This is a genomic window from Thermosinus carboxydivorans Nor1, from assembly GCF_000169155.1.
Lineage (GTDB): Bacteria > Bacillota > Negativicutes > Sporomusales > Thermosinaceae > Thermosinus > Thermosinus carboxydivorans.
The window spans coordinates 102,787-125,716 of sequence record NZ_AAWL01000002.1; the positions used below are offsets into that span (position 1 = coordinate 102,787).

24 protein-coding genes and 1 riboswitch are annotated in these 22,930 nt (G+C 45.5%); of the genes, 4 read left to right on the top strand and 20 right to left on the bottom strand.

The features are described 5' to 3' along the window. Positions 1-90 precede the first annotated feature (90 nt). From TCARDRAFT_RS02050 to TCARDRAFT_RS16145, 13 genes are all read right to left on the bottom strand, one after another. A complete protein-coding gene (locus tag TCARDRAFT_RS02050) occupies positions 91-1,338 on the bottom strand; it encodes a methionine gamma-lyase family protein (protein WP_007288345.1) in 1,248 nt (415 codons plus the stop codon). Between the two features lie 6 nt (positions 1,339-1,344). Further along, the gene (hflX, locus tag TCARDRAFT_RS02055) at positions 1,345-3,138 is read right to left on the bottom strand and encodes a GTPase HflX (protein ID WP_007288346.1); all 1,794 of its coding nucleotides are present in this window, start codon (positions 3,136-3,138) and stop codon (positions 1,345-1,347) included. A gap of 793 nt (positions 3,139-3,931) precedes the next feature. After that, a complete protein-coding gene (locus TCARDRAFT_RS02065) occupies positions 3,932-4,150 on the bottom strand; it encodes a hypothetical protein (RefSeq protein ID WP_040682948.1) in 219 nt (72 codons plus the stop codon). Further along, a complete protein-coding gene (locus TCARDRAFT_RS02070; protein ID WP_007288513.1) occupies positions 4,141-4,734 on the bottom strand; it encodes a hypothetical protein in 594 nt (197 codons plus the stop codon). The genes TCARDRAFT_RS02065 and TCARDRAFT_RS02070 overlap by 10 nt, the downstream gene beginning before the upstream one ends. Continuing rightward, complete coding sequence (locus TCARDRAFT_RS02075) at positions 4,715-5,323, bottom strand: GTPase (protein WP_007288348.1); 609 nt, start codon at positions 5,321-5,323, stop codon at positions 4,715-4,717. Before TCARDRAFT_RS02075 ends, TCARDRAFT_RS02070 begins: the two co-directional genes overlap by 20 nt. A gap of 2 nt (positions 5,324-5,325) precedes the next feature. Further along, a complete protein-coding gene (gene spoVK / locus TCARDRAFT_RS02080; protein ID WP_007288349.1) occupies positions 5,326-6,273 on the bottom strand; it encodes a stage V sporulation protein K in 948 nt (315 codons plus the stop codon). Between the two features lie 101 nt (positions 6,274-6,374). After that, on the bottom strand, positions 6,375-6,632 hold the full coding sequence (gene hfq / locus TCARDRAFT_RS02085) for an RNA chaperone Hfq (protein ID WP_007288350.1): 258 nt from the start codon (positions 6,630-6,632) through the stop codon (positions 6,375-6,377). A gap of 44 nt (positions 6,633-6,676) precedes the next feature. After that, a complete protein-coding gene (gene miaA / locus TCARDRAFT_RS02090; protein ID WP_007288351.1) occupies positions 6,677-7,612 on the bottom strand; it encodes a tRNA (adenosine(37)-N6)-dimethylallyltransferase MiaA in 936 nt (311 codons plus the stop codon). Beyond that, positions 7,600-8,412, bottom strand: a complete 813-nt coding sequence (locus tag TCARDRAFT_RS02095) for a class I SAM-dependent methyltransferase (RefSeq protein ID WP_007288352.1) — start codon at positions 8,410-8,412, stop codon at positions 7,600-7,602. Before TCARDRAFT_RS02095 ends, miaA begins: the two co-directional genes overlap by 13 nt. 12 nt (positions 8,413-8,424) lie before the next feature. Then, positions 8,425-10,233, bottom strand: coding sequence for a DNA mismatch repair endonuclease MutL (gene mutL / locus TCARDRAFT_RS02100; protein WP_007288353.1), 1,809 nt, complete (start codon positions 10,231-10,233; stop codon positions 8,425-8,427). After that, positions 10,230-12,815, bottom strand: a complete 2,586-nt coding sequence (mutS, locus tag TCARDRAFT_RS02105) for a DNA mismatch repair protein MutS (protein WP_007288354.1) — start codon at positions 12,813-12,815, stop codon at positions 10,230-10,232. The genes mutL and mutS overlap by 4 nt, the downstream gene beginning before the upstream one ends. Before the next feature lie 27 nt (positions 12,816-12,842). Continuing rightward, positions 12,843-14,198, bottom strand: a complete 1,356-nt coding sequence (gene miaB, locus TCARDRAFT_RS02110) for a tRNA (N6-isopentenyl adenosine(37)-C2)-methylthiotransferase MiaB (protein WP_007288355.1) — start codon at positions 14,196-14,198, stop codon at positions 12,843-12,845. A 107-nt stretch (positions 14,199-14,305) separates the two neighbouring features. Next, positions 14,306-14,938, bottom strand: a complete 633-nt coding sequence (locus tag TCARDRAFT_RS16145; RefSeq protein ID WP_007288356.1) for a peptidoglycan-binding protein — start codon at positions 14,936-14,938, stop codon at positions 14,306-14,308. A gap of 4 nt (positions 14,939-14,942) precedes the next feature. Further along, positions 14,943-15,074, bottom strand: a riboswitch (cyclic di-AMP (ydaO/yuaA leader). A gap of 216 nt (positions 15,075-15,290) precedes the next feature. Here TCARDRAFT_RS16145 and TCARDRAFT_RS02120 point away from each other — a divergent pair. Both TCARDRAFT_RS02120 and TCARDRAFT_RS02125 read left to right on the top strand, forming a co-directional pair. Then, the gene (locus tag TCARDRAFT_RS02120) at positions 15,291-16,667 is read left to right on the top strand and encodes an FAD-dependent oxidoreductase (protein ID WP_007288357.1); all 1,377 of its coding nucleotides are present in this window, start codon (positions 15,291-15,293) and stop codon (positions 16,665-16,667) included. Further along, the gene (locus TCARDRAFT_RS02125; RefSeq protein WP_040682949.1) at positions 16,667-16,963 is read left to right on the top strand and encodes a ferredoxin family protein; all 297 of its coding nucleotides are present in this window, start codon (positions 16,667-16,669) and stop codon (positions 16,961-16,963) included. Before TCARDRAFT_RS02120 ends, TCARDRAFT_RS02125 begins: the two co-directional genes overlap by 1 nt. 78 nt (positions 16,964-17,041) lie before the next feature. Here the strand turns inward: TCARDRAFT_RS02125 and TCARDRAFT_RS02130 are convergent, their stop codons facing one another. Both TCARDRAFT_RS02130 and TCARDRAFT_RS02135 read right to left on the bottom strand, forming a co-directional pair. After that, entirely contained in the window at positions 17,042-17,227 is a 186-nt protein-coding gene (locus TCARDRAFT_RS02130) for a 4-oxalocrotonate tautomerase (RefSeq protein WP_007288358.1), read from the bottom strand. Positions 17,228-17,369: 142 nt separating this feature from the next. Next, a complete protein-coding gene (locus TCARDRAFT_RS02135; RefSeq protein WP_040682950.1) occupies positions 17,370-18,050 on the bottom strand; it encodes a TVP38/TMEM64 family protein in 681 nt (226 codons plus the stop codon). A 91-nt stretch (positions 18,051-18,141) separates the two neighbouring features. On the opposite strand from TCARDRAFT_RS02135, the gene TCARDRAFT_RS02140 reads away from it, so the two are divergent. Beyond that, positions 18,142-18,405 carry a DUF4911 domain-containing protein gene (locus tag TCARDRAFT_RS02140; RefSeq protein ID WP_007288359.1) on the top strand — a complete coding sequence of 88 codons (264 nt, stop codon included), beginning with the start codon at positions 18,142-18,144 and terminating at the stop codon, positions 18,403-18,405. A 394-nt stretch (positions 18,406-18,799) separates the two neighbouring features. On the opposite strand, the gene recG is transcribed toward TCARDRAFT_RS02140, so the two are convergent. Genes recG through TCARDRAFT_RS14815 form a run of 3 tightly spaced genes read right to left on the bottom strand, consistent with a single transcriptional unit; the run spans position 18,800 to position 21,071 of the window. Then, positions 18,800-20,854 (bottom strand): ATP-dependent DNA helicase RecG, encoded by a 2,055-nt coding sequence (recG, locus tag TCARDRAFT_RS02145; protein WP_007288360.1) that lies wholly within the window; start codon positions 20,852-20,854, stop codon positions 18,800-18,802. Positions 20,855-20,872: 18 nt separating this feature from the next. Continuing rightward, on the bottom strand, positions 20,873-20,974 hold the full coding sequence (locus TCARDRAFT_RS15920) for a hypothetical protein (protein WP_232199069.1): 102 nt from the start codon (positions 20,972-20,974) through the stop codon (positions 20,873-20,875). After that, on the bottom strand, positions 20,928-21,071 hold the full coding sequence (locus TCARDRAFT_RS14815) for a hypothetical protein (protein ID WP_232199070.1): 144 nt from the start codon (positions 21,069-21,071) through the stop codon (positions 20,928-20,930). Before TCARDRAFT_RS14815 ends, TCARDRAFT_RS15920 begins: the two co-directional genes overlap by 47 nt. A 172-nt stretch (positions 21,072-21,243) precedes the next feature. Here TCARDRAFT_RS14815 and rpmB point away from each other — a divergent pair, with 172 nt between their 5' ends. Continuing rightward, a complete protein-coding gene (gene rpmB / locus TCARDRAFT_RS02150; RefSeq protein WP_007288361.1) occupies positions 21,244-21,435 on the top strand; it encodes a 50S ribosomal protein L28 in 192 nt (63 codons plus the stop codon). 22 nt (positions 21,436-21,457) lie between these two features. On the opposite strand, the gene hslO is transcribed toward rpmB, so the two are convergent. Together hslO and yfcE are read right to left on the bottom strand one after the other, a co-directional pair. Then, on the bottom strand, positions 21,458-22,333 hold the full coding sequence (gene hslO / locus TCARDRAFT_RS02155; RefSeq protein WP_007288362.1) for an Hsp33 family molecular chaperone HslO: 876 nt from the start codon (positions 22,331-22,333) through the stop codon (positions 21,458-21,460). A gap of 18 nt (positions 22,334-22,351) precedes the next feature. Then, positions 22,352-22,909 (bottom strand): phosphodiesterase, encoded by a 558-nt coding sequence (gene yfcE / locus TCARDRAFT_RS02160; protein WP_007288363.1) that lies wholly within the window; start codon positions 22,907-22,909, stop codon positions 22,352-22,354. Positions 22,910-22,930: the final 21 nt, after the last annotated feature.

The window sequence follows — 22,930 nt, forward strand, 5'->3', positions numbered from 1 at the left end:
AAAAATATACAATCTTTCATGTTACAGGCACTTTTATTCGACATGCTTAGCTATTTTCCTGTCGGCTATCGTTAAATTATCAGGTTTATTCTATTTTTTCATACCTGTTATTTCGGCTGCGGCCCCCATTATACCAAGAACGGCATGCTCGAATGTAAGTCCTCCCTGCAGATAAATGACGTATGGAGGACGTATTGGGCCGTCGGCGCTTAGTTCAATGGATGCCCCTTGAACAAAAGTACCGGCAGCCATGATGACGGCGTCACTATAACCGGGTATAACGCTGGGCTCAGGCTGAAAATGGGCATTCACGGGGGAATATTTCTGTAATCCCCGGCAAAATGCGATCATTTTTTCAGGAGAGCCCAATTCAATGGCTTGTATGATATCACTGCGCCGTTCTTCTGGCAGCGGTCTGGTCTTATAATTTAATAATGAAAAGAAAGCCGCCGCGAAAATAGCTCCCTTCACCGCTTGGGCTACGATGTGCGGCGCCATAAACAGCCCTTGATAGAGTAACCGATTATCAACAAGTGAAGCGCCTAGCTCACTTCCTATTCCTGGCGCGGTCAACCGAAAAGCGGCAAGTTCTACTAAGTCTGCTTTACCGGCGATATAACCCCCGCTCGGAGCAAACCCTCCTCCGGGGTTCTTGATTAACGAGCCAGCCATAATATCAGCGCCTACGGCAGTGGGTTCGGCTTTTTCCACGAACTCGCCATAACAGTTATCAACAAAACAAATACAATCCTTCTTCAAGCTTTTAACACAGTCACAAATCTTGCTGATATCGTCAATATTAAGGGGAGTACGTAAACTATATCCCCTTGAACGCTGGATTAGAACCATTTTGGTTTTAGGACGTATAGCCGCGGCAATAGCATTTAAGTCTGGTCCGCTCTCTCCCATAGGCACTTCCCGATAATCTATTCCGAGCTCACGTAATGAGCCTGGCATTACCTTTGGGTGCCCAATTACAGTGCGCATTGTGTCGTAAGGCGACCCGGTAACACTTAGAAGTTCGTCGCCTGGCCGCAAAAGACCAAATAACACTGTCGCTAATGCGTGAGTTCCGGACACAAACTGAATACGGAAAAGCGCTTTCTCAGCACCACATACATCCGCCCAAATTCGGTCAAGTTTATCACGCCCAGCATCGTCGTAACCATAACCAGTAGTGGAACGAAAATGAAAATCCGTCACTTGATGTTTGCGAAAAACCGCTAGGATCCGGGCGGTATTTTCTTCAGCAATAGCATCAACCATGGCGAAAAAGGGCTGCGCTCGGCGCATGGCTTCAGTGCGAAGATCGTAAAGTTCTTTACTAAAGTGTGGCAAACTAGTTCACTCCTGTTTCATATAGGGTTCAAAACGTTTTCGATATTGGAGAGGTAACTGTGCGTGGACAACAATATTTTCTGTTTTATAATCAATGCTGATAACAGAACCAAGATCATACAACTGACTGACGAGTCCAGTCTCAGAATAAGGTATAACCAAGCATACATCTGTGGTAATAATTCTTAACTTATTTTGCACTTGCTCTAGTAGGCTATCAATCCCTAATCCGGTTAAGGCTGATATGGCAACACTGCCAGATTCGCGCACGAGACGAGCAATAATATTAGGGTTTTCAATTTTATCAATTTTGTTAAAGACGGTAATAATATCCTTAGTATCTGCCTGAAGTTCCCGTAATACCTCAAAAACTGAATCCATTTGCTCCTCGTACCGCGGATGGCTGGCATCGACAATGTGCAGCAAAAGATCAGCATACACCACTTCTTCCAAAGTTGCTCGAAATGCAGCAATAAGTTGATGCGGTAGCTTTTGGATGAACCCCACGGTATCGGTAAGTAATGCCTCTTGCCCGTTAGGTAGCTTGAGCCGACGAGTTGTAGGATCAAGAGTGGCAAAAAGTTTATCCTCTGCCAGAACGCTTGCGTTTGTCAACGTATTTAGCAGTGTCGATTTTCCCGCATTCGTGTAACCTACTAGCGCTAGCGTAGGAACATGGGCACGTTGACGACGTTCACGATGCAAACTGCGGTGTTTTTTAATTTGCTCAATCTCCGCCTCTATATCGGCAATTCTCTCGCGAATACGGCGTTTATCGACTTCGAGTTTCGTTTCGCCGGGTCCCCGTGTACCAATTCCACCACCTAGCCGCGACAATACTAAACCTTGTCCGCCCAAACGCGGCAGGTTATAGCGAAGCTGGGCCAATTCAACTTGCAACTTTCCCTCACGTGTCCGTGCCCGTTGAGCAAAAATATCTAAAATTAAGGCCGTGCGATCAAGTACTTTTACACCCAAAGCCTGCTCTAGATTGCGTTGTTGGGCTGGCGACAGTTCGTCATCAAAAATGATTAGATTTATATCCTTGGACTGCCGAAGGAGATTAATTTCGTGTACTTTTCCGCGGCCGATAAAAAATGCGGCATCCGGCCGTTCACGCCGCTGCGAGATTATATCTACTACCTGTGCGCCGGCCGTTTCCGCCAGTTGAGCAAGTTCTTTTAAAGAATCTGAAATATTCCAGCCAGTGTCCTTTTCGATACCTACGAGTAGGGCGCGCTCAGGTTTAATAGCTTCGCTCGCTTGTTTTCTGTTGACCAACTGATTTTCAATCTGTTTCAGCAAAAAGGAAAAATCCAGCAGAATAAAGTCCTCTAACCGTACCGGCCCAACAGTTTGGACAAGGAGTTCGTCATTCCGACAGCCGCTGATATAACCAAAACTTACTTGTTTTACGGCGCCACCTTCAACTCCCAAAGCAGCCATCAAATCAAAGCGCATTTCCCGTAACGACGCCAGATCGACATCACTTAACCGGCTATCACCACTGGGATGGGTATGCAAGCAGCGAAGGCCGCTTAACCGGTTTAGAGCATGCCGTCCATTAGCCTGTGGGAGGTCTACTGTTGTCGCGTTCCCTATGGCTACCCGAATAACTTGACCGCGGCGATTAAGGTAAAGAGCGATTTCCCGGTTCAATTCGCCCGATAGTTCAGCCAAAAGTTGGATGATCTCTTCTGTAGCAACTTGACCGGAAGGTACAACGAAATCGTACAGCTTTTCCAGCCGGGAAATAGTCGATTTTCTTAATCCAGCTATGTCTCCATGAATCTCAGCCATATTGTTCTCCTTGTCCAAACTATTAACCCAAAATATAATTCTAGTATTTCATTTTACACTTGCAAGGCTTATAATAGCAAGCGCCATTAATAAGTAGATCTAGTAAGAGGAGGCGGCTAGCCCCCCGTTCTCTCACCTATGAAAAAATGCAAGTCCTAATTGTTTACTATAGCCCTCAGTCCGTCTCCGTCAAGGCTTTCCCTTGACGGAGACGGTACGTATTGACGCGCCTTCTTTACCTCATCCTGGGCCCTTCTGCCCGGGCATAACCCGTAGCTGGCCTCGGAAAACTGCGGATCGAAGATGGGCGCAAGTACTTGCAGGGAGGCCTGCTGGATCAGGCGGTTCATTACGGTGGGGATCCCCCAGCAACCGTTTGCCTCCTCCGCATTTTCGGGATTTCGACCCGGCGCACGGGTATCGGTCTGTAGGTGCCTATGAGCAGTTCTTCCCGGATACGTGGCCACTCGGCGCGGATTTGGTTCCGAAGCCGTTCGGTCGGGATGCGCCGTCTACGCCGGGCGCGCCTTCGCTATGCTCTACCCGCTTCAGGGCGGCCAGCATGTTCTCGCTGGCCACCACCTGCTCCATCAGGCTGTTACCTTGGTCCCCGCTAGGTGATGCTCCGTCTTGTGCCGAAGAAGGGCTTGGCCCTCCCACGGTCCCCCGTGGCTTCACCACTTCCTTCCGCAGGCAGGCCCCTTTCGAACGTTTCTGCTGTCTTTGTCCTTGCCGGGCGCACGAAAAAACAGCGAGAAGGTTACCCTCTCGCTGTTTTTTGGTTGGTTAAGCGTTATTTTAGCTCAATTTCACGAGTACTTCTCAAAAACTGTTGCCCATCGCCCTGTCGGCATAGAACACAGTATCCAAGTTCTAAAGACTTCTCCCTAAGCATAAGCGGCACCGTAACCTGCCCTAATTTATATCCATAAGTCTGTCCCCGCCGCTGTCCCAAGAGATATCCTGCTAAAAACAACCCGAACATAACGAATAATGCTAAACTCACCGACATATTTTGGCCTCCTGACAGCGTACTAGCACAATATAAAAAATTGTTGTTCCCCAAAAAACCGGCGGAAAACGATCTCCACCCAGCCACCAGGCTGCCGAAAAAGCTACCCCTGCTAAAAGGAAACATTCCATAATTCCCAGCCGGTAAGCCCAGTTATGATAGCCCGCCCGACGGTCGCTATAAAAATCAAGACAATCATCAAACAGTTGTACACTCAAAATGAAAAGTAAAGAAAAAACCATATTTGACCATTCAAAAAAGAGTATGCCTAATCCAAACACGATAAAAGACTCTTGCCAGCCTTTAAGCCGTGTCGGAAAATCATGATCAAGCTTGATGAACATGCCAACTATATAGCTAGATAAAAACAACGGCAAACTAATCGAAGCATTGATGCATGCAGCGAAAACAATAAGAAGCATTGCATAGACCATTGTGCTGCTCCCTAAAAATTCACTCCAGTTCATTCTCCCGACAATTCGGTCCAATTCCTGATCAAGATAGTCATCGACAAGCTTAACCGCCGCGGCGCATAGGATGACCGATGCAACAGCAGTAGCGAAATTAGAGATTGCGGGCCACATATGCCTTCACCTCTTTAAATCCCTGAGAGTAGAGGGCTGATATAGGAATTATCAATGCCTCTGGAAAATAGCCTTTCAGTTTCGGCAGGTTATTTTTCGCTATGATCAAATCTATCTTATTGGCAAGAAGTACATAATTACCTCGTGCCGTACCATATGTATATATTTCCCAGTCGATATTGTTGTCCTTGCTCGCTATAACTTCCCCCGGAAAATCAGCGGCATCAATAATGTGGAAGATAAAATCGGCCGTCCGCATGAGACCAATCGTTTGTGCCATACCGCGGCGAATATTTTCATCCGCATGAATATGTTCGGTAATGCCACATGTGTCAGTCAACTTAAAATTGACTGTTGCCTTGCCAACCGGCATTTTCAATATCATCGACTGGATGGAGCGCGTCTTGTGAGCCGTCAAACTACAAAGTTCACGCCGTGCCTCCTCAATTATAAAGTGTCGGCAAGTTAGCAGCCCATCGTAGGTGCGAAAAGTAATGTCTACTGCCTTGCTACCAAGAAACGCGGCAAAATTCAGGGCAAACATGGTCTTACCAGAGTTCGGACGTCCGACTACAGCACATTCGCGCATATTTACACCTCCGCTAAATCCGTGGCTTCAATCGTCATAAGCTCTTCACGGGTAGTGTTCGCCTTCACTACCAACCGGACTGCTTGCCGTCTAATTGCTTTTTCAATGATGTTGCGAACCGTGCGGGCGTTGCCAAAATTTTCATCGCTATTTCTTGTAGGAGGTACCAGCATTTTTTCCAGTAAAGCCTTTGCTTCCGGCGAGAGTTTATATTGTCGTTTGGCGCACATTTGCTCGGCGATTTGCATTAATTCTTGCTTTGTGTAGTCGGAAAATTCTATATGTATAGGAAACCGCGAACGCAGACCAGGATTAGTTTGTAAAAAATTTTCCATTTCTTTTTGATAGCCGGCTAAAATTAGGATAAGCTGATCCTTTTTATCCTCCATTGCTTTTACCAGACAGTCGATTGCCTCTTTGCCGAAATCTTTTTCTCCTCCCCGGGCCAATGAGTAAGCTTCATCAATAAAGAGAATTCCGCCATAAGCCTTTTTCAATTGTTCACGCGTTTTTTGAGCCGTATGTCCAATATATTCGCCTACTAAATCAGCCCGCTCAACTTCGATAAGATGTCCTCGGCTCAGAACGCCCATCTCCCGGAATATTTTGCCCAAAATACGGGCAACGGTTGTCTTGCCTGTACCAGGATTTCCTTTAAATATCATGTGTAAAACAAGTGGATCGGTAATTAAATGTTCCTTTTCCCTTCGCTTTTGGATTTCAATAAAGGCATTAATTTCACGTACTAGTTTTTTTACTTCACTGAGCCCAATGAGGCTATCAAGTTCACGCATTATTTCTTCGACCCGTTGGTGGGCCGCACTACCGTCTTGACGTGATGCCGGTAGAATAGACTGGTCCATGTCACGCAAATAGCGGAAAGCATCTTTGGGTGAAAGTTGACCGTTTTCAATAGCTGAAAGTACATCTTGAGGCCAAAGGTACGACATTCCTTTCACCTCACCTCGGGGTATCGGTGATTACATTATATGCACTCGCCGATAAACGGTGATAAAAAATGCTCTAAGCTAGCAAGCTTAGAGCATTTTTGCTATTTTTCCGCTTTTGGTTCTTCTTTTTTCTCATGCAGCCCGGGGGCAAGAGGCTTAAACGGCGTAATGGTGGAAATGGCGTGTTTATACACCAACTGTTGTTTGCCCTCATTTTCCATTATCACGGTAAAATTATCAAATCCCTTTACCAAACCGCGAAGTTGAAAGCCGTTGACAAGATAGATGATGACAGGTACGTTCTCTTTACGGACTTGATTTAGAAAACTATCCTGAAGGTTGATGACTTTAGTTGTCATGTAAGCAACTCCTCCGTCTGCATGTTTTTTACTATTTTATTCTACTAGAGATAAAACTTTCCTGCAACTAGGCTGTAAATATATTCCATCAATTTATTGTGATCAGGGAAATGGTCTACCTGCACCCAACAGATATAAGGCATCTTGCGGTACCACGTTAATTGACGCTTGGCAAAGTTTCGCGTCCCTTTTTTTATTCTCTCTATTGCTTCGGGTAAGGTAATCTCTCCCTTCAAATACAGGACTATTTCTTTATAGCCTATCCCCTGCATGGCCTGGCATTTCGGGGAGATACCAGACTCTAATAGATAGCGAACCTCGTTAATCAACCCGCGTTCCACCATTTGATCGACCCGCTGGTTAATCCGTTCATAAAGACTGCTCCTGTTCATATTCAACCCAATAACAAGCGCATCATAGATTAGGTTTTTTTCTCGGGCAAGTTTCTCCTGGGAAACTTCCTCGCCACTCAGGTGGTAAATTTCCAAGGCCCGAATAATGCGGCGCCGGTCATTAGGGTGCAGGCGCGCTGCCGTTGCAGGACTTACCTGGGACAGCATGTTGTATAAATATTGATTGCCGTGAATGTCCGCCATTTGTTCAAGCCGCAAGCGAAATTTTTCATCACCGGCGGCTCTATTAAACTTATAACCTTCAAGAAGCGCTTTGACATAAAGCCCTGTTCCACCGGCAAGAATAGGTATTTTACCTTTGGCATTTACCCGGGTTATATAGTAAGATGCTAAACGCTGAAATTCGGCTACGCTGAATTCTTCCTCGGGACCTAGAATATCAATAAGATAATGTGTAATCCCTTGCCTCTCCGCTAGCGTTGGTTTAGCTGTACCAATGTCAAAGTCCCGATAAACTAGCATAGAATCGCCAGATATAATTTCAGAATTCAACATCTTAGCCAATTCAATACTGACTTGCGTTTTGCCAACAGCAGTCGGACCAATAATGACAATCAGCCGCTCCATAGTTGGCCTCCTGCACTAGGTTCAAGCTCGATAACGCCATACTGAATACTACTGTACTTGCCGCCTATCAAGGTTTTAAAACCTAACCGTTCAAATTCAGCGCTTCCGGCAGCCTCTTTCATTACGACTCGTCGTTTTGCTACTCGACAGGCGGAAGCAACAGCACTGCTTGTCAGCGGATTGTGGTTAGCCAGATAACGAAGCGGTCTCAAGCTAGAACTGGTATAAACCGGGCGACGAAACATAGGATCAAAATAAACGACATCAAAACTCTTATCCGGCAGAGCGGCCAGATATTCTTCGTAATCTCCCTGCTTGACCTGGATGCGCCGCAACGCACCGTTAATCTCGCTGTCGCTGCCGTCAAAATTCTCTAAACCCCAGCGCGTAACCATTGCTATTATGGGGGAGTACTCTATTCCAACCAACAAACCGTCCTCTCCCAGAACAAAACTGGCTACAATGGCATCGGTCGCCAATCCAAGAGTACAATCAAGAACCGACATGCCCTTTTCTAACGTCATGGCGGTTATCATATGGTCATGTTTACCATTTCTGAGATTTTTTATACGCAGTTCGGCCATGCTTAAATGAAAAAAGTATTCTCCGCCGGGAGTGTGTACCACCGGCCCATTTCGGGTAACAACAATTACATGGTCGACATTATACTGCTTTTTAAGGGTGGCGAGCGAAGTGCGCTTTTTTTTCACAAACAAGACGCCTAACTCCGTCGCGATTTTATACCCGGTCTCTAGCATCGCCGTCGTCGGGTTGTCAGATGTTGTCACTAGTAATTCCATGTTTCACCTTAGTTATTGACGTTTAAACATTTTGGCTAGTTCAGCGCTAGTAAAACGCACAATTGCTGGTCGGCCATGGGGGCAAGTATAGGGGCGGTTAGTAGAACATAATTCGTCAATAAGCGCCTGCATTTGGCGCATATTAAGATTTTCCCCCGCTTTTACAGCACTGCGGCAAGCGGCAGTCTGCAAAAATATATGCCGTATTTCGTGGGCCTTAGGAGTTTGCATATTATGAAGGGCGCTGAGAATTTCACGAAGCAAACCTTCTATCTCCGTTCCTGGGATATCGGACGGGACTTCAAGTAAACGCATCGAACGCGGACCAATTTGCTCAAGACGAAAGCCTAATTCATAGAAAAGTGGCTCATTTTGCAGAATTAGGTCGATATCCCGCTCATCAAAGTCAACAACCCGCGGTACCAACAATTGCTGCGCCGGCACCCGTCCAGCGCTTTGCGCTAAATGCTCATACAAAATACGTTCATGGGCGGCATGCTGATCAATAATGTATAATCCATCACTACCAGCAGCTACTATGAAGCAGTCGTTAATTTGACCAAGGACACGCAAGACTAAACTTGACCGGTCATGTGTATCTTGGTGCAGGCCGTAACGTATTGCCGGCAGCTCAGTCGCGGATTGCATGGTTTCTCGAACTGTTGTGACCGGTAGCGTTTCTTCCCGCCATACCGGTGCATTACTCTCCTTAAGCATAAAAAGTGCAGCGGGAACAACATTGTTTTCGGGCGTTCGCTTAAATTCTTCCGCAATTTTTCCAGGTGATGAGGCTGGCAGTGAAACTGTAGCGGCAATTTGTTGCGGCCCTTTAGCCGTCTCTAAAGCGGATAAGACAGCTTTATAAACCGCTCGAAACACAGCTTGTTCATCACTAAATTTAACTTCATTTTTTTGCGGATGTACATTAACGTCTACCTTGTCAGATGGGATGACAATCTGAATAATTGCCAGCGGAAAACCGTTCTTGGGCAGCAGGGAGTGATAGGCGTTATCCAATGCTTTGGACAGCATGCGATTGCTAATGGTGCGCCCGTTAACGGTCCAAGTCTGCCATTGTCGTGAACTCTTTAAAAGATGAGGTTTGCCTACATAACCTGTAATATGAATATCTCCATCAGTATAATCTAACGGCAGTAGTTCTGTTGCTGCTTTATAGCCGTATAAGCTTGCCGCCGCATCGAAAAGACGACCAGTTCCGGTTGTTGCTAGCACCTGGCGTTTATTATTTATTAGCTTTATGGCAACATCAGGCCGCGCAAGCGCAATTTTACCTAAGATATCATGAATATATGCACTTTCAGTAGCAGGGGTTTTGAGAAATTTGCGTCGTGCAGGGGTATTAAAAAAAAGGTCGCTCACGGTGACTGTAGTACCAACGCTCCCGCCAGCTTCGCGTATATCCGTTACCAGGCCGCCTTGAATTTCAATATAAGTTCCTATCGGTTCAGCGTGCAGCCGGGTTGTCAGTGTAAAACGGGAAACCGCGGCGATACTAGGTAAAGCTTCGCCGCGAAATCCCAGCGAGTTGATGTTATATAAATCGTCGGCTGTACGAATTTTGCTGGTTGCATGCCGTAATATGGCTAATCGGGCATCAGCAGCGCTCATGCCGATTCCGTCATCCGAAACCCGGATGTAGTTTATGCCGCCATCGACGATTTCTACTTCGATGGAACGACTTTGCGCATCAATAGAGTTTTCCACCAGTTCTTTTACCACTGAAGCCGGCCGCTCTACCACCTCGCCGGCGGCAATCTTGTTAGCGGTGGTTTCATCTAATACCCGTATAGTAGTGATCATCGGCCACTACCTTCTTTCGCCATTTTTTGCAGTTTGAACAAAATATTCAAAGCTTCCAGCGGTGTAGTCGTCATTATATCTACTTTCAGAAGCTCTTCAATTATTGGGTCGGAAAAGAGGGACACGTGAGCCTGGGGCGCAGGTAAAGCAGTAGCAGCCAATACATGAGCAACTGCATATTGCTCCAGTTCAGCTAAGATTGTCTGGGCCCGCTCAATTACTTTTTTGGGGAGCCCGGCCAGCCGCGCAACATGAATACCGTAACTTTTATCGGCTCCCCCCGGTACAATGCGCCGAAGAAAAACTACTTCGCTGCCACGTTCTTTTACCGCCACCGTGAAGTTCTTTATCCCTTTTTTTTGTTCGGCTAGTTCCGTTAGTTCATGATAGTGAGTAGCAAACAGGGTTTTGGCCTTAATCCTATCTTTGATATATTCAATAACGGCACGGGCAATACTCATGCCATCGAACGTTGAAGTGCCGCGGCCAATTTCGTCCAGAATTACCAAGCTATTCGTTGTTGCATGCTTCAGAATATGAGCTACTTCATTCATCTCGACCATAAATGTGCTTTGTCCTGTTGCCAAATCATCACTAGCGCCCACGCGGGTAAAAATACGATCTACAGGCGTAATCGCCGCTTCGCGGGCCGGAATAAAGCTGCCTACCTGGGCCATAAGGACAAGTAGCGCTACCTGCCGCATATAGGTCGATTTGCCAGCCATGTTGGGCCCTGTAATAATCATTACTTCACAGTCATGGTGATTTAATTCAGTATCGTTGGGAACGAAAACCTCACGATCCAATAAGCGCTCGACTACCGGGTGTCGGCCATCGCGAATAATAATCTCGCGATTATTGGTAATTGCCGGACGACGGTAATTATAGCGGGCAGCCGCCTCGCTCAGACTAACGAGGCAATCAATAACAGCTAACTGCCGCGCGGTTTCCTGAAGCCTAGGTATATGTTTTTTAACACAATCTCGTACTATTGTAAATAAATAGTATTCAAGTTGAACAATTTTTTCCTGAGCGCCAAGAACTTTTGTTTCAAACTCTTTTAGTTCTGGCGTTATATAGCGTTCGGCGCTAGTTAGAGTTTGTTTGCGGATATATTCCGATGGCACGGCCGCCCGATTAGCGTTGGTTACTTCAATATAATAACCAAATACCTTGTTATAGCCAACCTTTAACGACTTGATGCCGGTACGCTCTTTTTCCCGAGCTTCGAAAGCCATAAGCCACTGTTGACTATCCTGGGCAATTTCCCTTAATTCATCTAGTTCCTGGTTATAACCTGTTTTAATAATTCCTCCGTCCCGTACTGAATGTGGAGGATTATCTACAATTGCCCGATCAATTAAAGCAACAATATCTTCATATGTTTCCATTTTTGCGCCAATCTCGCCAAGCAACGCTGACTGCATGGATTGGACATGTAATTTAATCGTCGGTAAACTACTTAATGACTGTTTTAGGGCAATCAAATCCCGGCCGTTTGCTGTTCCCACCTCAGCCCGGGTAACGATACGTTCGAGGTCGTAGATATGACCCAACTTCTCCTGCAGTACTTGTCGAACCCCCGGGTTCGTGAGCAATTCGTCAACCGCGTCTTGGCGGCGGATAATTTCATGGACGGAAAGCAGCGGGTATTCCAGCCATTTCTTGAGGAGTCTTCCTCCCATCGCTGTTTGGGTAAAATCTAATATAGAGAGAAGAGTGTCTTTCCTTCCGCCGTCTCGCAAATTACGAGTAATTTCAAGATTGCGAAGCGCTGCCGTATCAATGGTCATAAATTCGGCGGCATTATACCGCATTAACCTGTTGACATGCGATAAATCGGTTTTTAACGTTTGGTGCAGGTAATATAGCAAATGCCCTACTGCAATAGCGGCTCCTGAATGAGGAAGTTCTTCATCGGGGAAATGGTGTTGCAGTAGTTCTTGAGTCGTTTCTGAATTTTCAATAGCTAGGTTGGTTATAGTACAGCCATGTAGGCGGTTGGCGAGAAAAGTGTCCAAAGTCTCTTTGTCAGTGAGAAGGCCGGTTAGCACAATCTCCGCCGGTGAAAGGCGATACAGGTGGTCGCAAAGAGTATTGAGCCGATAAGGGCCGGCAAAATCTGCCCAATAGCATTCGCCGGTCGAAATATCAGCTCCTGCCATGGTTATGATATCATTCTGCTCATGGATAACAACCAAATAATTATTACTCTTATCTGGGAGCAGCACATCTGACAATACTGTTCCGGGAGTAATAATTTTAATTACCTCCCGGCGCACTATCCCCTTAGCTTGCTTAGGATCTTCTACCTGTTCGCAGATCGCTACTTTATAACCTTTATTAATAAGGCGGGCTATATAAGTGTCGGCTGCATGAAAAGGAACGCCACACATGGGAACCCGCCTGCCGGCCCCTCCGTCGCGGCCGGTTAGAGTAATTTCCAGTTCGCGCGCTGCAATTTCGGCGTCTTCAAAAAACATTTCATAAAAGTCGCCCAGGCGGAAAAATAAAATTTTATCGGCATGCTGTCGTTTGATCTCCCGGTACTGCTCTATCATTGGCGTATAGGTCTCTGCCATGATATTCTCCTTTTCCCTACCCCAAAGTTAATCAGCCACTTCACCTTTTAACAACCACGTCTGTGCTTTAAGAACTCTTACTGAAATAAGCTGCCCGATTTGTTCTTTTCCCCTATTCCAAAGTACAATTTTATTAGTTCGCGTCCGCCCCATCATCTTATCCGGATCGTTTTTGCTGGGGCCCTCAACAAGTACTTCTACTGTTTGACCAATAAGAGCTTCATTAATAGCTAAACTAATTTCGTTTTGGACGGCCATTAGTTGTTGCAGGCGTTGCTTTTTTATCGCCAACGGCACTTGATCCGGCATAGTTGCAGCTGGGGTGCCAGAGCGAGGAGAATACAAAAAAGTATAAGCAGCATCAAAGCGAATTGACCGGACAAAATCAAGCGTCTGCATAAATAATTCATCCGTTTCTCCAGGAAATCCCACGATAATATCTGTGGTAATACTGGCATGCGGTATTTCGCTACGAATCTTTTCCACGAGTTTGCGATAATATTCTGTCGTGTACCCGCGGTTCATCCGCTGCAAAACGATATCACTGCCGGACTGGACTGGCAAATGAAAGTGTTCACAAATCCGCTGTCCGTGCTTAATAACCGCGATGACCTTGGCGTTCATGTCGCGCGGGTGCGAAGTCATATACCGAATCCGGGCAATGGTTTCCACTTTGTCCACGGCTGCCAGTAAATCGGCAAAATCAATGGTTTCTTCCCCATCCTTGCCATAGGAATTTACATTTTGGCCCAGCAGCGTAATCTCCTTAAATCCCTCAGTCCCTAACTGCCGGACTTCGGCAAGAATGTCTGCAAGCGGCCGGCTTCGCTCCCGTCCGCGCACATATGGCACGATGCAATATGTACAAAAGTTATTACATCCGTACATAATAGGTACCCAAGCCGAAACCTGACTCTTGCGTACCGTTGGCACATCGGGCGCTAGCCGCTCTGCCTGATCCCATACCGCCAGTACCCGATCCCTGGACTGGGAGATTTCTTTTATCAGGTCTGTGAGTTGGTGAACATTATGAGTCCCCATAACCAAATCAACGTGGGGAGCCTTAGTAAAAATCTTGTCCCGATCTTTTTGCGACAGACACCCTGTTACACCAATGAGCAGATTGGGATTAACCGTTTTGAGCCTTTTTAATTCGCCAATTTTGCCATAGATCTTTTTTTCCGCGCTCTCGCGAACACAGCAAGTGTTAATTAAGATAAGGTCTGCCTGTTCAATTTGATCGGTGCTGCTATAACCAAGACCGCGCAACTGGCCGGCCAGCCGCTCCGAATCATTTTCATTCATTTGACAACCGTAAGTAATAATGTGATATTTTCTTGACTGTCCATAGTTAAGGTCGGTATCTCTATTTAAAGCATCCATGTTATCACTCCCTCTTCTGACTTATTATATCCCAATTTTTTCTGGCAAACAATGCGACATAAAACTCTCTTTCGTCATTAAAAACACCCGGGATACCCCGGGTGTTTTTAATCCAAGACATAAACTTTAACTTTTTGGATGCCGAATTTATACGCTTCGGCAACCGTCCACATGGCAATATCAATACGGTTGCCCTTAATCGCACCGCCTGTGTCCTCGGCTACGGCATACATGCCATGACCGTCGGGAAACTCGATGTATACACGCGTACCAAGCGGAATAACTTTCGGGTCAACAGCGATGATGCCCGGCCGAACCTGAGTACCGATATGAGTAAGATTTCCCCATTTGCCGTTATCATGCGGACCTGGAGCATAAGCGGTTGCAACAATATCCAAGACCGTTTTATAACGTTCCGGTAAGTTGCGGGATACTTTGGGCACCTTTTTTTGCATAAAAGTTAACAAGTCCTGATCGGCAATGCCATCACTCTCAAGATTATTTGCTTTTTCAAACATCTTAACCGCATGTTGTGTTTGGGGACCAAAAACACCGTCTACAGTTCCTGCATAAAAATCTAACTCGTTTAATCTAATCTGCAATTCACGGACATCGTCGCCTGTTGCGCCAACTTGCAGCACTCGTTCTCCGAGGGCTGTGGCACTTACCGGCGCAAGGCCGACAAGGCTGAAGATAATGGCAGCAACCATTAATGCTGCTACAGTGCGCATTTTTCTCATAATCAACCACTCCCTTTCTCTGCCTACGAAGTTAGCTGACGGGTTCGGGATAAGGGAAATCCCTACCGCATGTGCGGATTCACCCCAGTAATGGTTCCTCCGTGTTCCTTTGAAGGAACTTCGGCACGTTTAGTATGATACATCATTCCACTATAAAAAAACAAAAGAAAAAAATGCCCCAAAATGGCGCTGCATATCATTTATATAAAAATATCTTTATGATTCGTCGTTGTTCGTATATATGTTTATGTATACTAATTAGTTGTAAAATAAGCAATACAAATCAAATAGAGCATTTTTAATTGAGTGGATAGAGTACTCATCAACTGTACACACTAAAACTGGTGATAGCGTGCTAAAAGAATGGTACAAAACCCAACAAACAAAAAATCTATCAAATCAAGATACCATTAAAAGCCAGTTAAAATTGGCCAATCCATCTAAAAAATATGATGCAATTGTCGTAGGAGCCGGACCAGCAGGCTCAACGGCTGCCTATTTTATGGCCAAAGAAGGTCTTGACGTGCTTCTATTGGAGCGTGGCCCTTATCCAGGAGCAAAATGTTGCGGTGGCGTGTCAATCATTGCTGAGCACGTCCATAAACTCTTCCCCAATTTCTGGGAAGAGTGTCCGTATGAACGTATTGTCACTGACCAAGCGTACTGGTGGATGACTGAAGATTCGATCTTAACAGCTAGATTTCGCAGCACGAAACTCGCTGCCGCCCCTTATAATCGGTTTACAATAAAACGTGTCAATTTTTACAAATGGTTGACCGCAAAAGCAATTAGCGCTGGAACTACGTTGCTTCTAAACCATCACGTATCTGAAGTGCTGTTCGACGGTCAGCAAGCCATTGGTGTGCATGTATCTCCGCCCCAAAACAGCGATTTTATTGCCGATATAATTATTCTTGCGGATGGCGCCAATTCAATGTTGGCTGAACGTGCTAAGCTGGCGCCGCAGATTTCACCGAGAAACTTTGCCCTTTATGTAAAGGAAACTATTGCTTTACCAGCGAAAGTAATTGAAGAACGGTTCAATTTGCTTCCGGGTCATGGTACCATAATCGGACTTATCGGTTACCCCACTGCTGGGTTTAACGGTACTGGTTCTATTCATACTTTCAAAGACAGTTTTAATATTAATGTTGGTATATCTTTAGCCGATTTAGCTAAGGCTGGCTTTAACCCTAATGATCTATTGGAGCGAATAAAAAAGCATCCACATATGCAGCCATTGCTGGATGGTGGTACTACTATTGAATATGGCGCTGCCCTTATTCCCGAAGGCGGATATTACGCAATGCCAGAACTAGTACACCCGGGGCTGATGATTATCGGCGATGCTGCTTCACTAGTTAATGGCGTTCATGGCATAAACTTGGCCATGTGGTCAGGTTTTTTTGCCGCCAGGGCTGCTTATGCAGCAAAGGCTAGTCGCGATTTTTCCGTTAAGAAACTATCACTATACCGAACCTTACTTGATGAAAGCTTTGTCCTGCAGGATTTCAAAGCCAATGCCGGAGCAAGCAAGTTATTGAAGGAGATACCGTATTTATTCGATTTATATACCCGTATGGCCAATGAAACAGCATATCATATTACCAAGATATACACCATGCCGAAGCGCGAAAAGCGTAAATTTATATTTCAAAAAGTTACCAGTATGCAGCCAATCTTAAAAACAATAAGAGATGTCTGGAAAGTGTTAAAGGTGATGCGATAATGTCCAACTTAGCTGAGTTAGATGCAAAATTAAAATTGCTGCTTTTTAAGACCAATGAAGACTGGCAACATGTTGTCATCAATGACCAGGAAGTCTGTCGTAATTGCACAGACAAACAGTGTTTAACCATATGTCCCTCCGGGGTATTTAGGTGGAATTATCAGCCTGCTGATCCCATTCTAGTGTTATACAAGCAATGTATCGAATGCGGTTCCTGCCGGCTAGTATGTCCGGCTAATAATATTAATTTTTCCTACCCTAATGGCGGTTATGGAGTGTCATATAAAGAAGGATGACAAGTAACTTATATCTTTTTAATAATAAAAAACTAATAAAACAGCCCACTTCGTAATATACGAAATGGGCTGTTGTTTTTACATGTCAGAACGCAATACACCGGCTTTACCAAGATGTTCTTTGGGCATTTCACGGATAATGATTGTTACGGCGTCGGGCGGACAATTGGCAGTTTCAACAATGGCCTCTGTTACCTTTTTTACCAACTGCCGTTTTTGTTCAAGAGTCCGACCTTCCAACATATCAATTTGTACAACTGGCATGTTAATCACCTCCTATTTGCATTGTTATTGTATTCGGCAACGATAATTATATCCCTGCAAAAATTCCATTTTATTCAGTTACCGGAAATAGAAAGAGTATTAGCAGTATGCTGCCGAGTAACCCATTTTTTTCAAGATCGCGTTACCGATGTTCATGATTTTGTTTTTTCTTGCGTTTGTGCCACCATAAGGTGGCGTAGACGGCAATAACCAAGATAATTATGAAAATCAGCCGAGTCATGTTTTCTTTGGCAAAAACAAGGTCATGGCCCAATAATACCTTAATAACCACGGGCGGTAATTTCCCTAAAAAGGTGGCCCAGAAAAAATCATAAAATGAAATCCGGCTAATAGCGGCTACAGCGGTAATGATACCGGATGGAGCTAACGGCAAAAGCCGTGCTATCAGCAAGGCCTTAAACCCGTTCGCAGCACTGTAATCGTCTACCTGTTTCAAGTATGGACTTTTCGCAATCCACCCTTCAACGGCATGGCGAAAAAAATAGCGGGCAAATACAAACATAAATAGGGCGCCAATCAATTCTCCCATCCATGAGAGGAGCGTCCCCCAGAAAAGCCCATAGACAATGCCGGCGGCTCCAGATAAAATCATAAACGGAAAAACGATCGTGAAGGTCATTATAACGAATAATGCCAGTGTGACCAAGACACCCCATGCTCCGAAGGAGCGGAGATATTCGGCGAGGGCGGCAATATCTCCTCTCTCGATTATGCTGTAAGCATGCTGAAAAAATTCAGGTTGCCACCAGTACAGTAACCCGCACACAATTAATATAAAAAGCCATCCCCAAATTTTTCCCATCGTAATCTTCCTTTGCTAATCTTTTTTCTCTTGGCAGTTCCCAATTAAATATACTAAAATATTGAACAAATGGCAATAAAGGGGTAGGAATGTGAGCCGACGTTATAAAGGAACTAGCCGTTTTGCCAATACAGCCCGGAAATATGAACAGGACAGCAATGATATCGATATTAAGTTAAAAGCTTGTGATATCAATTTATTCATTCGGCTGCTTGAAGGATATGAAAATATTGTCATGATTATCCCGCTTGAGCCTAAGGAAGGTTTGGTTAAGCTGCGCCCCAGCCCCGATACCGGCGACGATGTCCGGGAAATTCTCAAGACGTTGCCTATTGAATTTGAAATTCTTGGATAAAAAAGAGCACTGCGATGCAGTGCCTTGTCAACGCCATTGCCGGATTTCATCACGGAAAATGCCGCATGATCCACCTAGCCAATGTACGCAGTCGCTACAGCGACGGACATAGTTATCTGGTGAAACATTTAGCAGCGAATACCCATAACCCATTGCATTTATGACATGCTCAAACTCCTGACATTCTTCAGCTATCGTCCGTAACTGATTTTCCGTTAAATTGCCTTGCATGCCCCGCCACCTCTTGCCAGTTTTATATTAGTGTGCGCCAAGATGAGCGAAAATAATAATAAAAAATTTTATTAAACCGTGTATAGAAACGATGATACGGGGCATAATTAGAATGTAAATTTTCTCCTCTCCCATAATTGGCGGCCAGCAGCCGCCCTTTTTTTTAGTTGTAGAATATCATATTGAACGCCTCGCCAAAACGAAGCTTAAGAACACTCTGCAGCTCATTGAATATTTCCGGCCGTGTTACAGCCTGTTGCGCAGCCTGGCGTGCTTCCAACAAGATATCAAGGTCACGGACAATATCGGCAATTTTTAAGTCCGGCATGCCGTGTTGACGCGTACCAAAAAACTGGCCCGGACCACGTAGTAAAAGATCTTTTTCTGCTAAAACGAAGCCGTCTTGGGTTGTAGTCATTATTGCCAGCCGCTCTTTACTCTCCTCGCTCTTGCTATCGGAAATTAAAATACAGAAAGATTGGTGTTCACCTCTCCCAATACGCCCCCGCAGTTGATGTAACTGTGCCAATCCGAAGCGATCGGCGCCCTCTATGACCATAACGGTCGCGTTTGGTACGTTTACGCCTACTTCAATAACAGTCGTGGCTATGAGAACTTGAATTTTGCCGGAATAAAACGCATTCATCACGGCATCTTTTTCCTGCGACTTCATTTTGCCGTGAACCAAGCCACAGGTCAAACCTTTAAAGTACGTACGGGCTAATTGCTCATACATTTGTACCGCCGCCCGCGCTTCCAGTTTGTCCGATTCTTCGACTAGCGGACAAACAACATAAGCCTGTCGGCCAGCAGCCACTTCCCGAGCGACAAAATTATAAACCCGGCCGCGCATTTCCCCGGTAACACTGTAAGTTTTGATAGGTTTACGTCCTGGCGGCAGCGTGCGAATTACCGAAACATCCAAATCCCCGTAGACGGTAAGCGCCATCGTTCGTGGAATTGGCGTCGCCGTCATTACCAGGACATCGGGCATTTTTCCCTTTGCCTGCAGTAAAGCCCGCTGCCGTACACCAAATCGGTGTTGTTCGTCAGTAACTACCAAGCCGAGATGTTTAAAATGCACGTCATCCTGGAGCAAAGCATGTGTACCAATTACAATATCGACAAGCCCATTGCGCAGGTTGGCAAGAACCTGATCACGCTCCCGTTTTGTCAGTCTGCCTGTTAATAACGCCAGTCTTATTCCCAAGTTGGCCAATAAACGGGATAGGGTATGAAAATGCTGTTCCGCCAAAATTTCGGTGGGAGCCATCATCGCCCCCTGATACCCGTTTTCTACCGTCTTAACCAATGCCAGGGCGGCAATAACCGTTTTACCTGAGCCGACATCGCCCTGAAGCAGCCGCTGCATAGGTCGCGTATCTTCCATGTCGGCTTTAATTTCCTGTAGTGCCACCTGTTGATCGGTTGTTAGTGTAAAAGGTAATCGGGCCAAAACTTCTTTGCTCAGTTTTCCGTCCTGAGCGTGTTTAATACCTTGGAATTCGTGTTTATTTCGATTTTTTAAGTATAATAGTCCATATTGCAAAAAAAACAGTTCTTCAAAAACTAATCGGCGCCGAGCTTGGGTCAAGGCATCCTTATCCGGCGGAAAGTGAATGCTTTCTAGAGCTTGGTCCCTCCCTATTAGGTTATATCGGCAGATTATATTGCCGGGAAGAATTTCAGGGATAGGGTGGCAGTCTGTCAATGCTTGCCGTACTAATTGTCGCAGCACACGTTGATTAATATTCTCGGTGGCCGGATACACGGGGACAATACGGCCGACATTCAATAGTTCTTCCACCTCATCTACGATTTCCACCTCGGGATTAACGAGCTGGATAGTGTTAAAACGCCGTTCTGCTTTGCCATAGACAATAAGCTCCATGCCAGGTCTGTACCGGGTTTTGCGATAAGATTGGTTAAACCAGACCAATTGCGCTACCGCCGAATCATCCCGAACAGTCACTTTCGTCAATGTAAGTCCGCGGCGTGGTTTTCTCTCTTCTACTGCAACTACTGTTGCCCGAAAAGTTTGAACTTCGTTATCTTCGAGCAGTTTTATCGGTTTAAAATAGCTTCGGTCTTCATAGCGCCTGGGATAGTGCGTAAGTAAGTCTTCTATGGAAAAAATGTTTAATTTAGCCAAATAAGCAGCTCTTGCCGGCCCTACACCCTTCAAATATTTAATATTTGTCGACAACTTTTCCGGCAACTGTATCCCCCTTTGGTACTATTCTTCCGATTTGAGAGCGTTTAATTCTTTTAGCAGCGTTTCTAAATCAACGTCATGCATTTTGGCTCCTTTTTCGATTGTTTCCGTAGCCGATCCCATACAACCAATACATCCCATTCCATGCCGGGATAAAAACTTCGCGGGCCTGCGGCAGCAGCCGCAAGACGGCCATTATCGGCATTTCTTTAGTAATCAAAGGGTACGCCTCCCCTCTCTTTTTTTGTTCTACTTTCAATATATGTCTAAGAAATCCTTCCTGAAACGGCAATATTATTCTGCCAACCCTTGCACACCCTAAGTTTCCTGTGATAGAATAATTGTGTTTAGTTTGAAGGATGGGTTGTCTTCTTTAAAAGGAGGTGGAATAGATGGCAAATGTATGTGAAATCTGTGGCAAAGGCGAACGTAGCGGCTTCAACGTTAGCCATTCCAATTTAAAAACCAAGCGCACCTGGAAACCAAACATTCAGCGCGTAAAAGCAGTAGTGAATGGTGAAATTAAGCGGATTAATACTTGCACCCGCTGCTTACGATCCGGAAAAGTACAACGGGCAATCTAATTTAGTTAGTTAAGGGGCGACATCAAGTCGCCCCTTGTTTTATGTGTTGCAAAATGGCTGCTAGTTCTTGACTGTTAAAAAAATATTTTTCATTGCAAAAGTGACAAACTAGTTCGGCTTGTCCTTCTTTGATCATATCTGTCAACTCTTGCTCGCCTAGGTTGATAAGAACCCGTTCCACGCGCTCGCGCGAACAAGGACAATGAAAGGTAAGTTTTTTTGGTTCATACAGGTTTATTGACAATCCTGTAAAAATTTTTTCCAGTATATCGGCGGCGCCATATCCTGCCTTTATCAAGTGAGATACAGGCCTTAACGACGCCAGATTTTGCTCTAATTTATCAATAACTTCGTCTGCCGCACCCGGCAGAGCTTGAACTAAAAATCCGCCAGCCGCCTGCACGGTATAGTCAGGACCGACCAATACGCCCAAAGCGACGCTTGATGGCGTTTGCTCCGAAGTCAAGAGATAATTGGTAACATCTTCCGCAATTTCGCCGCTCACTAACGGGGCGCTTCCGGTAAAAGGCCGCTTCAACCCGGTAAATCGTGTAACAAAAATATTGCCAGCGCCTACCGCTTTACCGACGTCAAGTTTACCTTCCTGCAACGGCAAATCGATCTGCGGGTTTTTCACATAGCCGCGAACTGAACCCCGTGCGGTGGCATCGGCAATAATTTCTCCCAGTGGGCCGTCCCCGCTAATGCGGACGGTAATACTTTCGTCTGCTTTCAAATTCGTTGCTAGTAGTAGCGCAGCCGTCATCGTTCTGCCTAGTGCCGCAGCAGCTACGGGATAACAATTATGCCGCCGCCGTGCCTCATCAGTTAAATTGGTCGTAACAGCTGCAAAGGCACGCAACCCTGGCGCAGTTGCCCTAATAACATGATCTTCCATATAAACTAAATACCCCTATTAACTAAATTCTTCCGTCATTAATACCTTACCGGTCTGAATATCTAAAACCTCGAGCTTACTTCCGATGATGCGGGCAATTGTACCTATGCCGTCAGGACGCTTAGACATCGCCGGCGATCCCGGGTTTAGAAAGATACGGCCATTTTGCTTGGCAAGAACAGCCACATGAGTGTGCCCGCTGATAAAAAGAGAAACTTTCATTTTTTCGGCAAGCACCTGTTTAGCATCATCACTTAAATTATGGCCATGGGTTACAAGCACAGATATATTTTCCAGCCGCAGATAAGTATATGGGGATTGGATCGGAATGTTTAATACCATGCCATCTACTTCGGCATCGCAGTTGCCGCAAGCTGCAACAATTGGGATTGGACAATTGTTTAGCTCTTCGGCTAACGCCTTCGGGTCATATTCGTCAGGAATAACATTGCGCGGTCCGTGGTAAAGAACGTCACCGGCATGAATAATTACATCCATGTCACAAAAATAACGATTGTATATTTTGCGCCATGTTGCTGCACAACCATGGGTATCACTCACAATACCTATCTTCACGGTATATTGCCCCCACAACTG

Coding starts and splice junctions, on each gene's coding strand:
- hflX (WP_007288346.1), bottom strand. CDS start 3,138: ATGGCTGAGATTCATGGAGACATAGCTGGATTAAGAAAATCGACTATT.
- TCARDRAFT_RS02065 (WP_040682948.1), bottom strand. CDS start 4,150: ATGTCGGTGAGTTTAGCATTATTCGTTATGTTCGGGTTGTTTTTAGCA.
- TCARDRAFT_RS02070 (WP_007288513.1), bottom strand. CDS start 4,734: ATGTGGCCCGCAATCTCTAATTTCGCTACTGCTGTTGCATCGGTCATC.
- TCARDRAFT_RS02075 (WP_007288348.1), bottom strand. CDS start 5,323: ATGCGCGAATGTGCTGTAGTCGGACGTCCGAACTCTGGTAAGACCATG.
- spoVK (WP_007288349.1), bottom strand. CDS start 6,273: ATGTCGTACCTTTGGCCTCAAGATGTACTTTCAGCTATTGAAAACGGT.
- hfq (WP_007288350.1), bottom strand. CDS start 6,632: ATGACAACTAAAGTCATCAACCTTCAGGATAGTTTTCTAAATCAAGTC.
- miaA (WP_007288351.1), bottom strand. CDS start 7,612: ATGGAGCGGCTGATTGTCATTATTGGTCCGACTGCTGTTGGCAAAACG.
- TCARDRAFT_RS02095 (WP_007288352.1), bottom strand. CDS start 8,412: ATGGAATTACTAGTGACAACATCTGACAACCCGACGACGGCGATGCTA.
- mutL (WP_007288353.1), bottom strand. CDS start 10,233: ATGATCACTACTATACGGGTATTAGATGAAACCACCGCTAACAAGATT.
- mutS (WP_007288354.1), bottom strand. CDS start 12,815: ATGGCAGAGACCTATACGCCAATGATAGAGCAGTACCGGGAGATCAAA.
- miaB (WP_007288355.1), bottom strand. CDS start 14,198: ATGGATGCTTTAAATAGAGATACCGACCTTAACTATGGACAGTCAAGA.
- TCARDRAFT_RS16145 (WP_007288356.1), bottom strand. CDS start 14,938: ATGAGAAAAATGCGCACTGTAGCAGCATTAATGGTTGCTGCCATTATC.
- TCARDRAFT_RS02125 (WP_040682949.1), top strand. CDS start 16,667: ATGTCCAACTTAGCTGAGTTAGATGCAAAATTAAAATTGCTGCTTTTT.
- TCARDRAFT_RS02130 (WP_007288358.1), bottom strand. CDS start 17,227: ATGCCAGTTGTACAAATTGATATGTTGGAAGGTCGGACTCTTGAACAA.
- TCARDRAFT_RS02135 (WP_040682950.1), bottom strand. CDS start 18,050: ATGGGAAAAATTTGGGGATGGCTTTTTATATTAATTGTGTGCGGGTTA.
- TCARDRAFT_RS15920 (WP_232199069.1), bottom strand. CDS start 20,974: ATGGGATCGGCTACGGAAACAATCGAAAAAGGAGCCAAAATGCATGAC.
- rpmB (WP_007288361.1), top strand. CDS start 21,244: ATGGCAAATGTATGTGAAATCTGTGGCAAAGGCGAACGTAGCGGCTTC.
- hslO (WP_007288362.1), bottom strand. CDS start 22,333: ATGGAAGATCATGTTATTAGGGCAACTGCGCCAGGGTTGCGTGCCTTT.